Source organism: Flavobacterium sp. C4GT6 (assembly GCF_036347315.1).
Lineage (GTDB): Bacteria > Bacteroidota > Bacteroidia > Flavobacteriales > Flavobacteriaceae > Flavobacterium.
This window is the reverse complement of sequence record NZ_JAZGZU010000002.1, coordinates 191450-208255: the sequence shown is the minus strand read 5'-3', so window position 1 is coordinate 208255 and position 16806 is coordinate 191450. Positions and strand designations below refer to the sequence as shown.

The window sequence follows — 16806 nt, the reverse complement described above, 5'->3', positions numbered from 1 at the left end:
ATTACATTCTTTCAGGTACACCTATACCTAACAGAGCAAAAGCAGATTTTATTGTCTCACCCACTTTTTTAGACAGCTGTATCCTGAATATTTTTTCGGTTTCTACTTCAGACCCCAATATGGTTACAGTTTGGTAGAAAGAATTATACTCCCTTACCAATTCATAAATATAGTTAGCTATTAATGCCGGACTATGGCTTTCGGCAGCATTTTGTATAACTTCAGGGTACTGAGCTATTAGTTTAAGTACTGCTTTTTCTTTTTCATGAAGCACCACATCGGCACTGCTTAATGGCGCAGAAAAATCAAAATCAGCCTTACGGATAAGCGACTGTATCCTTGCATAAGTATATTGTATAAACGGACCTGTATTACCTGCAAAATCTACCGATTCCTCTGGGTTGAACAAAATTCGTTTTTTAGGATCTACCTTTAGTATATAATATTTTAAAGCCCCCATACCTATTGTTCTGTATAGCTCTGCTTTTTCTTTTTCGCTATAACCTTCAAGTTTACCAAGCTCTTCAGATATCTGCTTTGCGGTAGCTGTCATTTCATTCATTAAATCATCAGCATCTACAACAGTACCTTCACGACTCTTCATTTTTCCTGACGGAAGATCAACCATACCATAAGACAGGTGATACAGGTTTGCAGCCCAGTCATAACCCAGTTTTTTAAGGATAAGGAAAAGTACCTTAAAGTGATAATCCTGCTCGTTACCTACTGTATAAACCATACCTCCTACATCAGGGTAATCTTTTACACGCTGAATCGCAGTACCTATATCCTGAGTAATATATACAGATGTACCGTCAGAACGAAGTACCAGTTTCTCATCAAGTCCTTCATCTGTAAGATCAATCCATACAGAACCGTCTTCCTTTTTAAAGAATACGCCTCTTGCTAAACCGTCTTCCACTACATCTTTACCTAACAGGTAAGTATTACTCTCGTAGTAGTAACTATCAAAGTTAACCCCAAGGTTTTTATATGTAGTTGCAAAACCGTTGTAAACCCACTGGTTCATTTTTTTCCAAAGCGTAACAACTTCGTTATCTCCTGCTTCCCATTTACGAAGCATTTCCTGTGCTTCAAGCATCAGTGGAGCATTCTTTTTAGCCTCATCTTCGGTTGAACCCTGTGCTACCAGCTTATTTACCTCTTCTTTGTAGGCCTTATCAAACTCCACATAAAAATTACCTACAAGCTTATCCCCTTTTAAGCCTGTACTTTCGGGAGTTTGCCCGTTACCGAATTTTTGCCATGCCAGCATCGATTTACAAATATGTATACCCCTGTCGTTAATGATTTGGGTTTTATATACTTTTTTACCCGATGCTTTTATTATCTCAGCTACCGAATAACCCAAAAGGTTATTACGCACGTGACCTAAGTGAAGTGGTTTATTTGTATTTGGGGAAGAATATTCTACCATTACAGCCTTATCTCCCGGTTCCGGAGATAACAGTCCGTAATTCTCATCTTCTTTTATATCATTAAAAAAGTTTACATAATAGGCATCTGCAATAACAACATTAAGGAAGCCCGACACTACATTGTATCGGTCAACAATCTCTGAGTTATCTGTAAGGTACTGGCCTATTTTATTTCCCAACTCTACAGGATTGCTTTTTACAAGCTTTAGCAATGGGAAAATAACCATGGTAATATCGCCTTCAAACTCCCTTCGTGTTGCCTGTAGTTCAACCTTTTCAAGGGTTACATCAAACAATTCTTTTATCGCTTTTTCGATATGGGAAGTAAGTATTTGTGACAATGCCATTTTTATAATGTTTTTAAGCCTGCAAAGATAAAATATTTGCCTGACAGGCTAAAAGGAAAATTCCTAAAATAATTATTGCAATCATATTTTAAATCAGAACCTCATCTTCCCCCTAAAACAAACACATAACTCACTCTTACAAACAATTAAAACAACAACTACACCCCTATGAATGAGCCCTTTTGAAAAAAGAAGAAAAAAACATGTTAAAATATGTAACATTTCCCACACACGATTGTCTTATGTATAACAAAGCGGATAAATAGATTTAAAAACGTTTTGGAGGATTTTGTGTAGTGTACACGTTTTAAAAACTACACGAAGACATCATCAATCATCAATCAATTTTCGAACAAATGAAATTCAAATTGCTTTTTGCGTTCCTGTTTGGGAGCCTATTCTCTATGTATGCTCAAAACCCGGGCAGTATAACGGGCGAGGTTAACGATAAAAATTCAAAACAGCCTTTACCATACGTTAGCATAGTTGTAAAAGACGGTGACAAAGTCGTTACCGGAATCATTACAGACGATAACGGTAAGTTCAATATCAAAAACCTTCCGCTAGCCAAATACTCTGTCGAAGCACAGTTTATGGGATACAAAACCTTTAAAAGAGACATTACTCTTGGCGAAGCTGTAAAAATGTTTGACATGGGCACTATACTTCTTACCGAAGAAGCTACCATGCTACAGGAAGTGGAAATTGTAAAAGAGGTATCGACCATTGAACAGAAACTGGATCGCAAGGTTATCACCGTAGGTCGTGATCTTACTACCGCAGGAGGAACCGCTGGTGAGATTATGAACAACATACCTAGCGTAAATGTAGACCAGGATGGTAATATTTCCCTTCGCGGTAATCAAAATGTAAGGATACTTGTAGACGGAAGACCAACAAACATTAGTCCGGCGCAGTTATTAAAACAAATTCCTTCTACCTCAATCAAGAAAATAGAACTTATAACCAATCCTAGTGCCAAGTATAACCCGGAAGGGATGTCGGGTATCATCAACATCATCCTGCACAAAAACACTAACGACGGGTTTAACGGAAACTTTAACTCAGGGATTACTTTTGGCAAAGTACCTAAGTACAACAACTCGCTTGATATGAACTACCGTTCGGGTAAAGTGAATTTCTTTACCAATATGGGTAATAACTTAGGCAAACGCTACAACTGGGGAGAGGTTTACAGAAACAGCCCTGACCTTAACTCTATACAGGATTTAGACATCTACAATGATAACGAGAACTACTTTGGTAAATTCGGACTGGATTTTTACATTAATGACAACAATACTATTTCTGCATACGTAAACCTTAATAGTTTTGATGCCGAATCCAGAATAGATATAGGTATTGATTACCTGAATGATACGGAAGACGATACTTCTCAAATATCTGATTTTATTAGCGGAAACCACAATAACACATACAACCTTGCTTACAAACACAAGTTTAACAAAGAAGGTCATACTCTTGATTTTGAAGGAAACCTAAACGACACCAAAAGCGCACAGGCAGGTGTATACAATATAGTTACCGGAACTACTCCAAGCAACTATGTGGACAGGGTTGAAGACACACGTCAAAATGCGACTTTAAATCTTGATTATGTAAATCCGCTTAGTGATAAATCAAAGCTGGAGCTGGGTGCAGAGGCAAGATTAATCCGTTCAGACAACGATTACCAAACAACCAACCCGTTAATCATCGACCCGGTTTCTGACTACTCCTATGATGCCGATATTTATTCTGCTTATGCAACATTCGGGCAAAAATTTGAAAAGTTCGGATATCAGGTAGGAGCACGTTTTGAGAGTTATAAAGTAAAAGCAAGATCTGTAACCGGTAATGTAAATTTTGACGATGACTATATTACGGTTTACCCATCGGCTTACCTAACCTATAGCCTTGACCAAAAGAACATGTTTCAGTTAAGCTACAGCCGTCGTGTAGACAGGCCGAGTTTAGAACAAACAAAACCTATTAGGGAGTTTTCTACTCCATTAATCACTTCTTTAGGTAACCCAGAGCTTGAACCTCAGTTCACCAATTCGGTTGAACTTAACTATACCAAAATGTTTGGCAAAGGATCTTCAATCACAGGAGGTGTATTTTACCGACTTATAAACGATGAGATAAGCAGGGTTTTATATCCAGATGAAACTACAGCAAATCAAAACGACCAGATAATGAGTTTTGATAACTATGACAAAAACAACTCTTATGGTTTTGAGCTTTCGGCAAACTACAGAATTGCAAAGTGGATAGACATACAACCGGCAATTGATTTTTCGAGTATTTCGCAAAAAGGTGCTGTAAGTATACTGCAACCTGACGGAGAGTATGATTTTGTAATCAAATCGATAGACGCTAATGCTTTTAACGCAAGGTTAAACGCAAACCTAAGAGTTAATCAAAGGCTGAGTTTTATACTGTTTGGTTTTTACAGAGGTCCTGTAAACGGTGTACAAAACAACAGTAAAGAAATGTACAAGGTAGACTCTGGTGTTCGTTACAGTCTTCTTGACGATAAAATGTCGCTAAGCCTTCGTTTTAACGACATGTTCAAAACCATGCGTTATGCCTTTGACAGCCAAAACCCATTCCCACAGGGAGGACAGTTCCGTTGGGAAAGTCAAACGGTTTATTTCAACCTGAACTACAGGTTTGGTGGTGGTAAAAACAGAGCTATGCAACGCAAGTATCGTGACAACAACACAAAACAGAGCAGCGGAGGCATGTTCTAAACAACATATAAAGTAAACAAATAGAGTGAAATTTCGTTTTTTCAATCATTTGAGATTAGTAGTTAGTTAAAAGAAAAGCCCGGAACAATGTTCCGGGCTTTTTATTTTAAGGCAGTATTTCTATTACTGCATTTTCTTTTACTGCTGTATAAAGCTCATCAATCTCATCATTGGTTACCGCAATACAACCGGCTGTCCAGTCTTTCCAGCGATGAAACTTGCCTATATACCCCCTGTCATTCCTCAGCCCGTGTATCTTAATAAGTCCGCCCGGAGATTTACCCTGTTTTGCAGCAAAATCCCTGTCGACCTCATTCGGATACGAAACTCCAAGATTTTTATGGTAGGCACTGTTAGGATTCCGTTCGTTAATACTGTAAACACCCTCCGGAGTTTTATTGTCCCCTTCAAACTGTTTATGCCCTAACGGATTTTTCCCTAACGAAATGGTATATGTTTTTAAAAGAGTATCACCGTTGTACGCAAGCATTTTCCTTTTTGATTTGTACACCACTAACCTGTCTACCACACTACCTTTAGGTAATGCTTTTTCGGGAAGGAAATAATACACTCCCAAAACAACAGGCACAGATAACATTCCTAAAAGAATCATCCTGTGAAGTTTCATTTTACCACTTTATGATAGCACTACCCCAGGTAAATCCGCTACCAAAAGCTGCAAGCACAACCGTATCACCTTCTTTAATCTTACCGTTCTCCCATGCTTCGGTCAATGCGATAGGCACAGAAGCTGCAGTGGTATTACCATACTTCATGATATTGTTATATACCTGATCATTACTTAAACCGAACTTCTGCTGAATAAACTGCGAAATCCTAAGGTTAGCCTGGTGAGGTATAAGCATATCAATATCTGAAACCTGAAGATTATTAGCATTCAAACCTTCGTTGATTACTTCACTGAAACGTACCACCGCATTTTTAAACACAAACTGACCGTTCATATACGGATAATAACTCTCGTCATCAGGATTATTTTCAGCTATAATATCAGTAACCCATCTCTTACCCATACCCGGAGCTATAAGCGCTAACTCCTCAGCATGCTGACCTTCTGAATGAAGGTGTGTAGAAAGGATACCTTTAGTATTATCTTCTTCTCTTGTTAGTAACGCAGCACCTGCACCGTCACCAAAAATAACTGAAACACCACGTCCTCTAGTAGTCATATCAAGACCCGTAGAGTGTAGCTCAGAACCTATAATAAGTATGTTTTTATACATACCTGTTTTTATGAACTGATCGGCTACCGAAAGTGCATATATAAAGCCCGAACACTGGTTTCTTACATCAAGTGCACCTATGGTCCTTTTTAAACCAAGATCCCTTTGTACCAGCACACCCGGACCCGGAAAATAATAATCAGGACTAAGGGTTGCAAACACAATAAAATCGATATCGTTTTTATCTATACCGGCACGCTCTATAGCAACTTTAGCAGCTTTTACCCCCATAGTTGTGGTAGTATCGCCACCGCCTTTTACTACATGCCTTCTTTCTTTTATACCTGTACGTTCCTGGATCCACTCATCATTAGTATCCATTATTTTGGAAAGGTCGTCATTAGTAACCACGTTCTCCGGAACATAATAGCCTAACCCTGAAATCTTTGAATTATACATAAACTGATTATTTTATTAAAAATGCAGGCGCAAAAATAAACATTCCTTAAAAAGGAAGTGTAAATTAACTTATTTTTTAATTAATAGCAAGACATTTAACCTGTTGCTTTACAGCATGTAGCAGGCATTAACTAAAAGCATTTCTGTCTACCGCTAAATCGACCTCACTATTTACAGGCAACTCTTTATAATGCTCAAAAAATACTACCTGCCTGTTTAAAGCCGACTTTATCAAATAACGATTTCCTTTAAAGTAACATTGCTTTACCACTACTTTAAGCGGCCCTTCTTCCACCACCTTTAACTGGTGCGGATAGATTAACACCGTTTCTTCAGGATTTTGCGTTAGCGTTAAAAGCTCAAGCTTTATTTCGTTTACCTCTCCAAAAAGCGAAGCGGTATATTTATCTACCGGGTTGTAATAAATCTCTTTTGATTTAGCTTTAGAAAGCATTCTTCCACCTTTTATCACAATGGTTTCATCGGCAAAAGAGAGCGCATCGGTACTATCATGCGTAGCCACTATACAGGTAACGCCTTTCTGTTTTAGGTAGGCAAAAAGATTTCTGCGCAGTGCATTTTTCCTGAAGTTATCAATATGACTGAAAGGCTCATCCAGCAATAAAACCTCCGGTTCAAGTGCCAGTACTTTAGCCAATGCTATGCGCTGTTGCTGCCCACCGCTAAGAAATTGAGCTTTCACATCGGCAAAATCCCTCATCTCAACAATATCAAGCAACTCCATAATACGCCTCTGCTTTTCTTCCGGATAAAAATTAGAAAGGAAAGCCCCTACATTTTCAGCTGCTGTAATATAAGGCATTAAGTCAAAATCCTGAGCAAGGTATTTCATGTATGACATACCCGGTATAAGATTGAACTTAGGCCCAAGTACCCGTTCTCCTTTATAGGTAATTTCTCCTTCCTCAATATCATATAAACCGTATATAAGTTTAAGCAGGGTGCTTTTACCGCATCCGCTTTCGCCTATAACAGCTATATTTTGCCCGGTTTTTACAGTAAAACTCAGGTTGTGCAGTATGGTTTTCTCGGTATAACCAAAGGAAATATTCTTTACAGCAAGCATTGAAAATTATAAATTTTAACGCTGCAAAAGTAAGTGATTTAAGGCAAACTAACAGGTTTATAAAAAATAATAAGGGCACAATCTCAAACATGGAGAAAGTACCCTTATCAACCTAACCAATAAATAAACAAACTCATTCGTGAATTATCACTTTTATAATTATTTTACCAAATTCATATTTGATAAAAACCAACTTGTATAAATACATATACGTGAAAAATTGTTAAACGGTTTTTAAAATTTAAAAATCTTCAAAATATTTTTTCTTTCTTTATCACCACCACACCATAACTCTTTAAAATACACTATGAAAAAGACCATCACACTTTGTATGTTGGCGCTGTCTTTTTGCGCTTTTTCTCAAAACAAGTCAGATCAGTATTCACTGGAAGCCGGTTATGGAGCCAGTATTCCTGTGGCGCGTTTTTCTGATTATTCCCATTATGAATTTGCTTTTAGATATATGATTGACGAAAGCTGGGGTATTAAATTTGACTTTGGGTCAGACAAATTCAGGAAAGACAATGTTCCAAATTACGGATCAGATTACACCCGTTTTTCGGTACAGGCAGTTAACAACCTAGCCAGAACATTAAACCTTAAAAATCATAGTGACACCCGTTTCAACCTTCTTGCACATGCCGGTTTGGGCTATGCCAATATCAAATCGATGAGATATCCTGCAAAAGATAATGTAGCACTTATTATGCTGGGAATTACACCTCAGATAAGAATTACCGATTGGGTTGCCTTTCATTTAGACGCTACCTATATTATGAACTTTAGCCAGGATTATGATTTTAACGGAGAGCGATATTCAAAAGAAAACGATCCGCCATCGGTAGGAAAGCTTTTAAATCTTTCTGCCGGACTTACCTTTTACTTAGGAAAAAACAAAGGCGATGCCGACTGGAAATAGAACAAAAAAAACAGCCTGATGGCTGTTTTTTTTTGTTCTATATAAGTATATAAGTTAGTTAGAAATTACTGAGCCTGTTGCTTAGCATCTTCAACCATTTTTTCGTTTGCTGTAATGGCAAATTCCACACGTCTGTTTTTGCTCATACCTTCTTTAGTATCGTTTGAGGCAATTGGATCTGCCTCACCACGACCTACAGTATTAATACGTGCACCACTTATACCTTTACTTACAAGATATGTTTTTACCGAAGCTGCTCTTTGCTCAGACAGTTTTAAATTATACTCATCACTACCGCTACTATCTGTATAACCGAATATCTCGATATCTGTATCCGGATATTCATTAAATACAGGTACCAGTTTATCAAGGTTACCTTTTGCTGTAGAAGTTAAAGACGACTTGTTAAGGTCGAAGTTAACCGAGTTCTCGCCCAATGTAATTTTAATACCTTCACCTACCCTTTCAACATCTGCACCCGGTAAAGCGTCGTCAATTTCACGAGCCTGCTTGTCCATTTGGTTACCAATTACACCACCGGCAGCACCACCAACAACACCACCAATAATAGCACCAAGGGCGGTATTACCCTTACCCACATTATTACCGATGATACCCCCAATCACTGCACCAGATGCAGCACCAATACCGGCACCTTTTTGAGTATTATTCATATTCCTTGTAGCCTCACACGAGGTGAAACCTATACTAAAAATAAAGGCAAAAGCCATTAAATAAATTTTTGTCGCTTTCATAAATTGCTGTTTTTTTTTTGTTTTATCTGTTTATTACATTCTGTTAAACTGGTATACCACATCTACGGTTTTACCACCTACGTTTACTTTGTCAACCAGCTGAAATGAACTTTCCGTTTGGTTTCTTACCTGTAAAAAGTATCCCTGTGAAACTCTTTTTGCTTTTTCGCCTTCGGTTATTTTTAAGGTAAAAGCACCCTCTTTAGTTACACTCCACACAATAGGACTTGTAAACGAAGGACATCCTACTTTAGTAAGACTCATTTCTCCTGTATTATTATTACTAACAAACTTCCATGAACTACCTACAAAACATTGTGAGTCGGCAACATCAAAAGAAGTCACTTTTATATAATCAGATCCCGGATAAGACACTTGTGAAATTGTCCAGTTTCCCTTAATTCCCACCTGCGATTTTTGGTCCAGTGAAGAACACGAGGCAAAGGCAATAACACACATGCATAAAAACAATACTTTTTTCATAACTGCTATTTTAAGTTTTAGGTTATATAATCACTTTTCAATGAATAAAGTTAATCAGTTTTTAGGTTATCAAACAATAGCAGTATGCGTTTTTTAACAGGAATTATCGGTTAATTTAACACATCTGTTTTCAGTATTCCGGTAAATCGTTAGCTGTCAGGGGGATTGTAAGGAATCCGGCTCGTAGCAGGGGCTTGAATTAATTTTTTCTTAAAATCCTGTTTTTTTAACATATAAAAACGGTTGTATTACTGACAAACTATGCCTTAAAATGTCAATTTGTCATCAAACCCGTCTTGGTATTTTATTTGAGTAAGTACTCACATCAATATTTGCAAAATAAAATCAAACAATACTATGGCAACAGGAAAAATTAATGTTTCGGTAGAAAACATATTTCCCCTAATCAAGAAATTTTTATACAGTGACCACGAGATTTTTTTACGTGAGCTGGTATCAAACGCAACCGATGCTACCCTTAAACTAAAACACCTTACAAGCATAGGTGAAGCCAAAGTAGAATATGGCAACCCTGTTATTGAGGTAAAACTGGATAAAGAGGGTAAAAAACTTCACATTATTGACCAGGGAATTGGTATGACAGGTGAAGAAGTTGAAAAATACATTAACCAGGTAGCTTTCTCGGGTGCAGAGGAGTTCCTTGAAAAATATAAGGACACTGCAAAAGACTCGGGTATTATTGGCCACTTCGGTTTAGGTTTCTACTCTGCCTTCATGGTAGCCGATAAAGTAGAGATTATCACTAAATCATTTAAAGATGAACCGGCTGTACACTGGACGTGTGACGGTAGCCCTGAGTTCACTCTTGAACCAAGTGACAAAACCGAAAGAGGTACAGAGATCATCCTTCACATTGCTGAGGATTCTACAGAATTCCTGGAAGAACACCGTATAAGCGAACTGCTTAAAAAGTACAACAAATTTATGCCAGTGCCTATTAAATTTGGCACCCGTACAGAAACACTTCCAAAACCGGAAGATGCTCCTGAGGATTATAAAGCCGAAGAAATTGAGGTTGACAACATTATAAACAACCCTAACCCGGCATGGACTAAACAGCCAAGCGAACTTAACGATGAGGATTACAAAGCTTTTTACCATGAACTGTACCCTATGCAGTTTGAGGAGCCGTTGTTTAACATTCACCTTAATGTAGATTATCCGTTTAACCTGACAGGTATTTTATATTTCCCAAAACTTTCTGCCGACCTACAGGTACAAAAAGACAAAATACAGCTGTATCAAAACCAGGTATTTGTTACTGATAACGTAGAAGGTATTGTACCGGAATTCCTTACCATGCTTAAAGGTGTGATCGACTCTCCGGACATTCCGCTAAACGTATCACGTTCTTACCTACAGGCAGACGGTGCGGTTAAAAAGATATCTAACTACATTACCCGTAAAGTAGCCGATAAACTTAAATCTCTGTTTACCGAAAACCGTGAGGACTTCGAGAAAAAATGGAACGATATTAAAATCGTACTGGAGTACGGTATGCTAAGCGAGCCTAAATTCTATGAAAAAGCAGGTGCGTTTACCCTATACCCAACAGTAGACGAAAAATACTTTACCCTTGAAGAACTTAAAGAAACTCTTAAGGAGAACCAAACCGATAAAGACGGTAAACTGGTAATTCTATACGCTAGTGATAAGGATGCTCAGCACAGTTACATTGCCGATGCTAAAGAGAAAGGTTACCAGGTACTGCTACTTGACTCTCCTATTGTATCGCACCTTATACAGAAGTTAGAGGCCGATAACGAGAATGTGACCTTTACCCGTGTGGATGCCGATCATATTGATAAGCTTATCAAAAAAGATGACGAGCAGATCTCTAAACTAAGCGATGAGGAAAAAGAAAAACTAAAAACCGTACTGGAAGAGATTGTACCAAAAACAACATACAGTGTACAACTTGAGGCTATGGACAGCAGTGCTGCACCATTCAGGATTACACAGCCCGAGTTTATGCGCCGTATGAAAGAAATGAGCCAAAGCGGTGGCGGTGGTATGTTTGGTATGGGCAACATGCCGGAGATGTACAACCTTGTGGTAAACACTAACCATGAGCTTACCTCAAACATTTTAAACAGCGGAGACAAAACACATCAGGAAGCATTAGTAAAGCAGGCATTAGACCTTGCCAAACTATCGCAAAACCTGCTTAAGGGTGAAGACTTAACCGCGTTTGTAAAACGTAGTTTTGATCTTATTAAATAATTTCCATTTCGAGCGAAACATAGTGGAGTCGAGAAATCTCACTTCAAAATAATTATAATAGACCTGCAGCGAAAGTTGCAGGTTTTTTTATGTTTTTATACTCTTCTTATTTACTTAGATTTGCAAAAAAAATTAAAAAGACCATGAAAGTACCTATTACACTAATCCTTTTTTTCATATGTAGTATACTTACTGCACAGGATGTTATTGTTGTAGACTGGAGTCCGGAATATAAATTAACGTTAGCTGATTTTAAATCAGAAAACACACAAATAGGAGAAACAAACCTTTATAGTGTATACAGTTCTGCCAGTTTAGATTATAGTGTACAAATGAGCAATATTCAATTTATGCTTACCAAAAACTTTAACTCTAAAGTCAGCAATAGGTTTTTCCCCGAGTCGGCTACTATAATTGCTCCCGATGAGGATACTGCATTAAAAATGGTAGATTTTGCCCAATATGAGTTTGACGTGTGCGAATTATATGCCCGAAAATTCAGAAAAACGCTTTATGAGGAAAAAGGTACTTTTTCAGACATTAGTTATGTACAACCATTATTTGACAATATAAGAAAAGAGTATAACGACAGAATTACCAAAGCAGGAAAAACAACAGACTTAGGTAAAAAAACAGAAGAACTTAAAACGCTTCACGAGGAAGTGTTGAAAGAAATTGATGAGCTCTCTGATTTTTGTAAAACCTGCAAACCGAAGAAGAAAAAGAAATAGCGTAAAAGCCTGTAGCGAAAGTTGCAGACTTTTTATTTATTTCAAGCCATAATCACCCCAAAAAAGAAGCAGCCTTATTCATAGTCGCTTCAAAAGAAGCATTGATCTCTTCCTTAAACTTTTGCGTTAGCGGGAAAGGCATCATGTGGGTATAGGGGTGGTTAAAATCCTGTATATCTACATCAATCTTTATATTTCTGTAACCGCCCTGCAATGTATTTAAAGCTTCGGCGGGTGGTGCTACCTCATCTTTTTCCAATACTACCGCTTTTATACGTGTGGCAAGTTCGCTAAATCTTTTTTCGCGTTCCTTCTGGAAATGGTTGTAACGCACCATCGTTTTAAACCAGCTTTCTTCAGGGTGCAGTTCGGTATCCTGATAATGCCCCAGCCTGCCATCGGTAGCGAAGTTAGAACTTAAAAACTGTGCAAACGACTTTTGCATGGTTACTGCCGCATGGGCATCCATAATGTAACGTGAAACGGGGAACATACGATCTATAGTCATCCCTCCGCAAAAACAAAACAGTCGGGAATTGTCAAATATATTCTTCGGGTTACCCATCATCAGTATAAGTGCCAGGAACGAACCTATGGAATACCCAAACAGATCAATCGAAGCATCACTGTTTATCTCGGGCACCTTATTGGCTTTTATATCATCTGCTAAACGGATAATGTCCGAGTAGGTTTGCATACCGCTCCAAAACAAACGCTGCGGGTTGGCATCCATACGCGAACTGATTGCCGCATTTACATACGAGCATTGCGTATTATCACGGGAACGTTTCTCACGCTCTTCGGCTACGGCAAACATCAGCTTCCTGTCACTCCATACCTCAGGAGCCCTGTCCATATGGAAAGCAATAGGGAACAATATTACCGCCTTGCCCGTATCCTGCGTAAGTTTATAAGCCCACGGCAGGTATTTGTCCCATGTTTTTTCATTAAGTCCGTGCAGTAGTATTATGGCACCGTTAGCCCTATCCTGTCCTGCCTTACGTACTATTATATTTAAAACTGTTGTTTTCGTTTATCTCATGGTCGGTTACATCCACTATAGTGTTTTCGCCTGTACCTCCTTGTTCTAAATCATCAAAGGCATGATTGTGCTTATTGCAAAACAGTGAATCACTCCCCGGAAGCATCTGTTTGGAATCTGCCGATGTAAATGGGTAATGCGACATGGCAATATCCAGTTCGGGTACAAATGAGTTATCCTGTTTTTGGGAAAAAGACTGTTTTAGCAGTGTATAAATATCGAGATACAACATGGCGCGGTTGGGTTTAACTTAGATAACGAAATAAGGCATAATTGTATTGTAAGACATAATTACGAAAAATGATATTAATAACATTTTAAAAGCCTTATCTTTATATCTCTATTCAACCAGCATTTTGTTATGAATCTTTCTTTGGAAACTCCGGCGCTGTTATTTTCTGCCACCTCCCTTATACTACTTGCCTATACCAACAGGTTTTTGACCATAGCCACCATTGTACGCGGACTTAAAAAGAATTATGAGGAAAATGAGACCAAAAGTATACTGCTGGAAATTACAAACCTCAACAAACGACTCACGCTTATCCGCCACATGCAGATGTATGGAGTACTAAGCCTTTTCTTTTCGGTTTTTGCCATGGCATTGCTTTTTATAGGCAGTAATTTATGGGGTACTTATATTTTCGGGTTAAGTCTGCTGTTATTACTGGCTTCACTTGCCGTATCATTTTGGGAGATTAGCATATCGGTAAAGGCATTAAGGGTTCATCTTAGCGATTTAATTGAAGAAGCGAAGAAACACAGTTAGTTCGTGGATTTGGTTATCCATGAACAAATCAACAGATTAACGTATCAACAAACACGCTCTATTCTATAATCCAAAGCAAAACCGGCTTGGAGGTTTTTTGTAGTTTCTCGTCCAGTTTTTTCATAAACTTGTCGGACACCGCAGGGCATCCCCAACTAAGCGGACTATATTGCGGATAGATTTCCCTATTAGGTACCGCATCCCACGAGTGGAGTACTACTACCCTGTCGACTGCATTATTATTGGTATCTTCAAGTCCGTTTAGCCAGTACTTCACATTTATACCCCACGAACTGTAATCACGATTACCTACCTTATACTTACCTTTTGAAGAACAATGACTATCGGGCGTATTACTGAATTTGGCTGTTTGGTATTTGTACGGATTCTCTTCAAACTTATCACAGCTACCGTGGGTTACAATATTTTTATCGGTCACAATGGTATCCTTAAAACTGTAAACAAAAAAACGGTTCTTGCCCGAATGTATACTCATATCTACCAAGAAATAGTAATCTTCACAAAAGCCTTTCTCTTTACAAAATTTAAGAGCTTCGGTATGTGTAGCGGTATAGTTTTTTTCAGCTTCTTTAGCTTCTTCTTTTTTATTACCCGAACAGCTAAAAACCGAAAACAGTAACAGTAAGTATAATTTGGCAGTCATATAGTTAAGATGTAGGTTATTACCTATAACTATATTTTTAGTTGATTTAGTATACTACGCATAAACATACTTTTAACTATATGATAAATCTTAAATACTAACTTTGCACCGTTATCTGGAAAAATGGGAAAAAATATATTAAAAGGCGTTTTTTTGGTTGGTCTTGGTGCCACCAGTTATGGCATGCTCGCCACCATGGTTAAACTATCCTACAAACAGGGATATACTACTGCCGAGGTTACCTCCTCACAAATGATTTTGGGAATTATAGGAATGCTTATTATTAACTTTTTCCAAAAGAGAAATAAAAACACTCCGGCTGTAAAGGCGACTAACAAAAATAAACTTCACCTTATAATCGCCGGAACTTCAATGGGCTTTACCAGTGTATTTTACTACTTGGCTGTTGTATATATTCCGGTTTCCATAGGTATAGTACTCCTTATGCAAACCGTGTGGATGGGCGTTGTACTGGAAGCCCTCCTTACCAAAACCCTTCCTTCATTACGCAAGGTAATAGCTGTTATTATTGTACTTGCCGGAACCATAATGGCTACCAATTTGCTTAATACAACCGAGGTACCCAACTGGCGTGGTATAGTATTAGGACTTTTGGCAGCAGCAGCATTTACTGCAAATATGTTTACCGCAAGCCGTATAGCGGTGCATCTTCCACCATCAAAGCGCAGCCTGTATATGTTGTATGGAGGCGCAGTTATAGTACTTACTTTTACGGCAATAGCATGGCCGGGAACTTACAATTTTGACATCTTTATAAAATGGGGACTTGTTCTTGCCATTTTCGGGACTATTATACCTCCGCTACTTTTAAACAAAGGATTCCCGCTTACAGGCATAGGCTTGGGTAGTATAGTATCGTCACTGGAGCTTCCGGTATCGGTAACTATGGCTTTTATCATTTTGCAGGAAAAGGTCACCCTAACACAGTGGACAGGAATTACACTCATTATACTTGCCGTAATAATTATGAATATAAAATACCGAAGGGATAAATAAACTCAAATTAAGTATCTTTATATAAAAAGAAAGCTTATGAGTTCACCTTGGCATTTATACCTTATGGCAGCACTTTACATTTTTGCCGGACTCAATCATTTCAGGGTTCCTAAAATGTATACTAAAATCATTCCGCCATTGTTTCCATCTCCAAAAACACTCAATGCTATAGCGGGTGTGGCCGAGGTTGTTTTAGGCATATTGTTATGTATACCAAAAACATCGGGTTATGCCGCACTTGGAGTTATGGCTTTACTTATTGCTGTTTTTCCGGCAAACGTTTACATGTACATTAACGACAACGTATCATTGGGTTTATCCAAGCAATTAAGACTTATTAGGCTTCCGTTACAGGTTGTACTATTATATTGGGCTTACTGCTATATCTAAAAACAGGAAGCAGTACTGCACAGCTTTAAAAAAACTTAACCATTATGTAATATTTTTTTTAAATAATATAACGCTAAAGCCCTTACTGTTAATTACTTTTAAAAAAACACAAAAATTACCTTCAAACTTAAAATCAATTATTTTTTTTAGTAATATTGATTAAACTTTAAAACTTATTTTTTGATATTAATGTTTTCATCTGATGAAAAAGAGTAACCGTACGGAACTTGAAAAGGAAGCTATAGACAGAATAGTTTCTTTGGCTCAGGAAGAAAAAAAGCCGTTTGAAGAAATTAAAAAACAATTTGGTTTATCCGATAAGGAAGTAACTGAAATTATGAAAAAGAGACTGCCCGCCGACAATTTTGAATTGTGGAAGAAAAAGGTAGCCGGGAAGAAACCAAAACCAAAGTCGCAAAACTTTAGCGCCTTGGAGGACGACGATTTAGCCTCAAAATATTATTTTAAAAACAAATTTTAACTTTATTAAACTCCCTTTTAAACAGGGAGTTTTTTTACG

Annotated in this window: 15 protein-coding genes and 1 pseudogene; 8 read left to right on the top strand and 8 right to left on the bottom strand. The window is 37.9% G+C overall.

Going from position 1 to position 16806, the window contains the following annotated elements:
- Position 1: 1 nt before the first annotated feature.
- The gene (gene argS / locus V3Z67_RS03230) at positions 2-1786 is read right to left on the bottom strand and encodes an arginine--tRNA ligase (protein WP_330441943.1); all 1785 of its coding nucleotides are present in this window, start codon (positions 1784-1786) and stop codon (positions 2-4) included.
- 356 nt (positions 1787-2142) lie between these two features.
- Between argS and V3Z67_RS03225 the strand changes: the two genes are divergently transcribed.
- On the top strand, positions 2143-4542 hold the full coding sequence (locus tag V3Z67_RS03225) for a TonB-dependent receptor domain-containing protein (RefSeq protein WP_330441942.1): 2400 nt from the start codon (positions 2143-2145) through the stop codon (positions 4540-4542).
- A 106-nt stretch (positions 4543-4648) separates the two neighbouring features.
- Here V3Z67_RS03225 and V3Z67_RS03220 read toward each other — a convergent pair whose 3' ends face one another.
- The 3 genes from V3Z67_RS03220 to V3Z67_RS03210 all read right to left on the bottom strand — a co-directional run bounded on the left by V3Z67_RS03220 (position 4649) and on the right by V3Z67_RS03210 (position 7272).
- Positions 4649-5170: a L,D-transpeptidase family protein gene (locus tag V3Z67_RS03220; RefSeq protein ID WP_330441941.1), complete on the bottom strand. Its 522-nt coding sequence runs from the start codon at positions 5168-5170 to the stop codon at positions 4649-4651.
- 1 nt (position 5171) lies between these two features.
- Complete coding sequence (locus tag V3Z67_RS03215) at positions 5172-6185, bottom strand: 3-oxoacyl-ACP synthase III family protein (protein ID WP_330441940.1); 1014 nt, start codon at positions 6183-6185, stop codon at positions 5172-5174.
- Between the two features lie 127 nt (positions 6186-6312).
- Complete coding sequence (locus V3Z67_RS03210) at positions 6313-7272, bottom strand: ABC transporter ATP-binding protein (protein ID WP_330441939.1); 960 nt, start codon at positions 7270-7272, stop codon at positions 6313-6315.
- A 307-nt stretch (positions 7273-7579) separates the two neighbouring features.
- Here V3Z67_RS03210 and V3Z67_RS03205 point away from each other — a divergent pair, with 307 nt between their 5' ends.
- Complete coding sequence (locus V3Z67_RS03205; protein WP_330441938.1) at positions 7580-8191, top strand: hypothetical protein; 612 nt, start codon at positions 7580-7582, stop codon at positions 8189-8191.
- A gap of 65 nt (positions 8192-8256) precedes the next feature.
- On the opposite strand, the gene V3Z67_RS03200 is transcribed toward V3Z67_RS03205, so the two are convergent.
- Both V3Z67_RS03200 and V3Z67_RS03195 read right to left on the bottom strand, forming a co-directional pair.
- Positions 8257-8946, bottom strand: coding sequence for an OmpA family protein (locus tag V3Z67_RS03200; RefSeq protein WP_330441937.1), 690 nt, complete (start codon positions 8944-8946; stop codon positions 8257-8259).
- A 33-nt stretch (positions 8947-8979) separates the two neighbouring features.
- Positions 8980-9429 carry a lipocalin family protein gene (locus V3Z67_RS03195; protein WP_330441936.1) on the bottom strand — a complete coding sequence of 150 codons (450 nt, stop codon included), beginning with the start codon at positions 9427-9429 and terminating at the stop codon, positions 8980-8982.
- Between the two features lie 357 nt (positions 9430-9786).
- Here V3Z67_RS03195 and htpG point away from each other — a divergent pair, with 357 nt between their 5' ends.
- Positions 9787-11673, top strand: coding sequence for a molecular chaperone HtpG (htpG, locus tag V3Z67_RS03190; protein WP_330441935.1), 1887 nt, complete (start codon positions 9787-9789; stop codon positions 11671-11673).
- A 143-nt stretch (positions 11674-11816) separates the two neighbouring features.
- The gene (locus tag V3Z67_RS03185) at positions 11817-12404 is read left to right on the top strand and encodes a hypothetical protein (RefSeq protein ID WP_330441934.1); all 588 of its coding nucleotides are present in this window, start codon (positions 11817-11819) and stop codon (positions 12402-12404) included.
- Between the two features lie 52 nt (positions 12405-12456).
- Here V3Z67_RS03185 and V3Z67_RS03180 read toward each other — a convergent pair.
- Positions 12457-13678: pseudogene (locus tag V3Z67_RS03180) on the bottom strand (DUF6051 family protein).
- A 129-nt stretch (positions 13679-13807) separates the two neighbouring features.
- Here V3Z67_RS03180 and V3Z67_RS03175 point away from each other — a divergent pair.
- The gene (locus V3Z67_RS03175) at positions 13808-14215 is read left to right on the top strand and encodes a DUF2721 domain-containing protein (RefSeq protein ID WP_330441933.1); all 408 of its coding nucleotides are present in this window, start codon (positions 13808-13810) and stop codon (positions 14213-14215) included.
- Between the two features lie 58 nt (positions 14216-14273).
- Here V3Z67_RS03175 and V3Z67_RS03170 read toward each other — a convergent pair whose 3' ends face one another.
- Positions 14274-14879 carry a murein L,D-transpeptidase catalytic domain-containing protein gene (locus V3Z67_RS03170; protein WP_330441932.1) on the bottom strand — a complete coding sequence of 202 codons (606 nt, stop codon included), beginning with the start codon at positions 14877-14879 and terminating at the stop codon, positions 14274-14276.
- A 123-nt stretch (positions 14880-15002) separates the two neighbouring features.
- Between V3Z67_RS03170 and V3Z67_RS03165 the strand changes: the two genes are divergently transcribed.
- The 3 genes from V3Z67_RS03165 to V3Z67_RS03155 all read left to right on the top strand — a co-directional run bounded on the left by V3Z67_RS03165 (position 15003) and on the right by V3Z67_RS03155 (position 16767).
- Positions 15003-15896: an EamA family transporter gene (locus V3Z67_RS03165; protein ID WP_330441931.1), complete on the top strand. Its 894-nt coding sequence runs from the start codon at positions 15003-15005 to the stop codon at positions 15894-15896.
- A gap of 36 nt (positions 15897-15932) precedes the next feature.
- Complete coding sequence (locus V3Z67_RS03160) at positions 15933-16286, top strand: DoxX family protein (protein ID WP_330441930.1); 354 nt, start codon at positions 15933-15935, stop codon at positions 16284-16286.
- A gap of 202 nt (positions 16287-16488) precedes the next feature.
- On the top strand, positions 16489-16767 hold the full coding sequence (locus tag V3Z67_RS03155; protein WP_330441929.1) for a DUF2805 domain-containing protein: 279 nt from the start codon (positions 16489-16491) through the stop codon (positions 16765-16767).
- Positions 16768-16806: the final 39 nt, after the last annotated feature.

Excerpts from the sequence above, each read along its gene's own strand:
- V3Z67_RS03200 (WP_330441937.1), bottom strand. The coding sequence starts at position 8,946 with ATGAAAGCGACAAAAATTTATTTAATGGCTTTTGCCTTTATTTTTAGT.
- htpG (WP_330441935.1), top strand. The coding sequence starts at position 9,787 with ATGGCAACAGGAAAAATTAATGTTTCGGTAGAAAACATATTTCCCCTA.
- V3Z67_RS03175 (WP_330441933.1), top strand. The coding sequence starts at position 13,808 with ATGAATCTTTCTTTGGAAACTCCGGCGCTGTTATTTTCTGCCACCTCC.
- V3Z67_RS03210 (WP_330441939.1), bottom strand. The coding sequence starts at position 7,272 with ATGCTTGCTGTAAAGAATATTTCCTTTGGTTATACCGAGAAAACCATA.
- V3Z67_RS03220 (WP_330441941.1), bottom strand. The coding sequence starts at position 5,170 with ATGAAACTTCACAGGATGATTCTTTTAGGAATGTTATCTGTGCCTGTT.
- V3Z67_RS03155 (WP_330441929.1), top strand. The coding sequence starts at position 16,489 with ATGAAAAAGAGTAACCGTACGGAACTTGAAAAGGAAGCTATAGACAGA.
- V3Z67_RS03205 (WP_330441938.1), top strand. The coding sequence starts at position 7,580 with ATGAAAAAGACCATCACACTTTGTATGTTGGCGCTGTCTTTTTGCGCT.
- V3Z67_RS03215 (WP_330441940.1), bottom strand. The coding sequence starts at position 6,185 with ATGTATAATTCAAAGATTTCAGGGTTAGGCTATTATGTTCCGGAGAAC.
- V3Z67_RS03195 (WP_330441936.1), bottom strand. The coding sequence starts at position 9,429 with ATGAAAAAAGTATTGTTTTTATGCATGTGTGTTATTGCCTTTGCCTCG.
- V3Z67_RS03160 (WP_330441930.1), top strand. The coding sequence starts at position 15,933 with ATGAGTTCACCTTGGCATTTATACCTTATGGCAGCACTTTACATTTTT.
- argS (WP_330441943.1), bottom strand. The coding sequence starts at position 1,786 with ATGGCATTGTCACAAATACTTACTTCCCATATCGAAAAAGCGATAAAA.
- V3Z67_RS03170 (WP_330441932.1), bottom strand. The coding sequence starts at position 14,879 with ATGACTGCCAAATTATACTTACTGTTACTGTTTTCGGTTTTTAGCTGT.
- V3Z67_RS03185 (WP_330441934.1), top strand. The coding sequence starts at position 11,817 with ATGAAAGTACCTATTACACTAATCCTTTTTTTCATATGTAGTATACTT.
- V3Z67_RS03165 (WP_330441931.1), top strand. The coding sequence starts at position 15,003 with ATGGGAAAAAATATATTAAAAGGCGTTTTTTTGGTTGGTCTTGGTGCC.
- V3Z67_RS03225 (WP_330441942.1), top strand. The coding sequence starts at position 2,143 with ATGAAATTCAAATTGCTTTTTGCGTTCCTGTTTGGGAGCCTATTCTCT.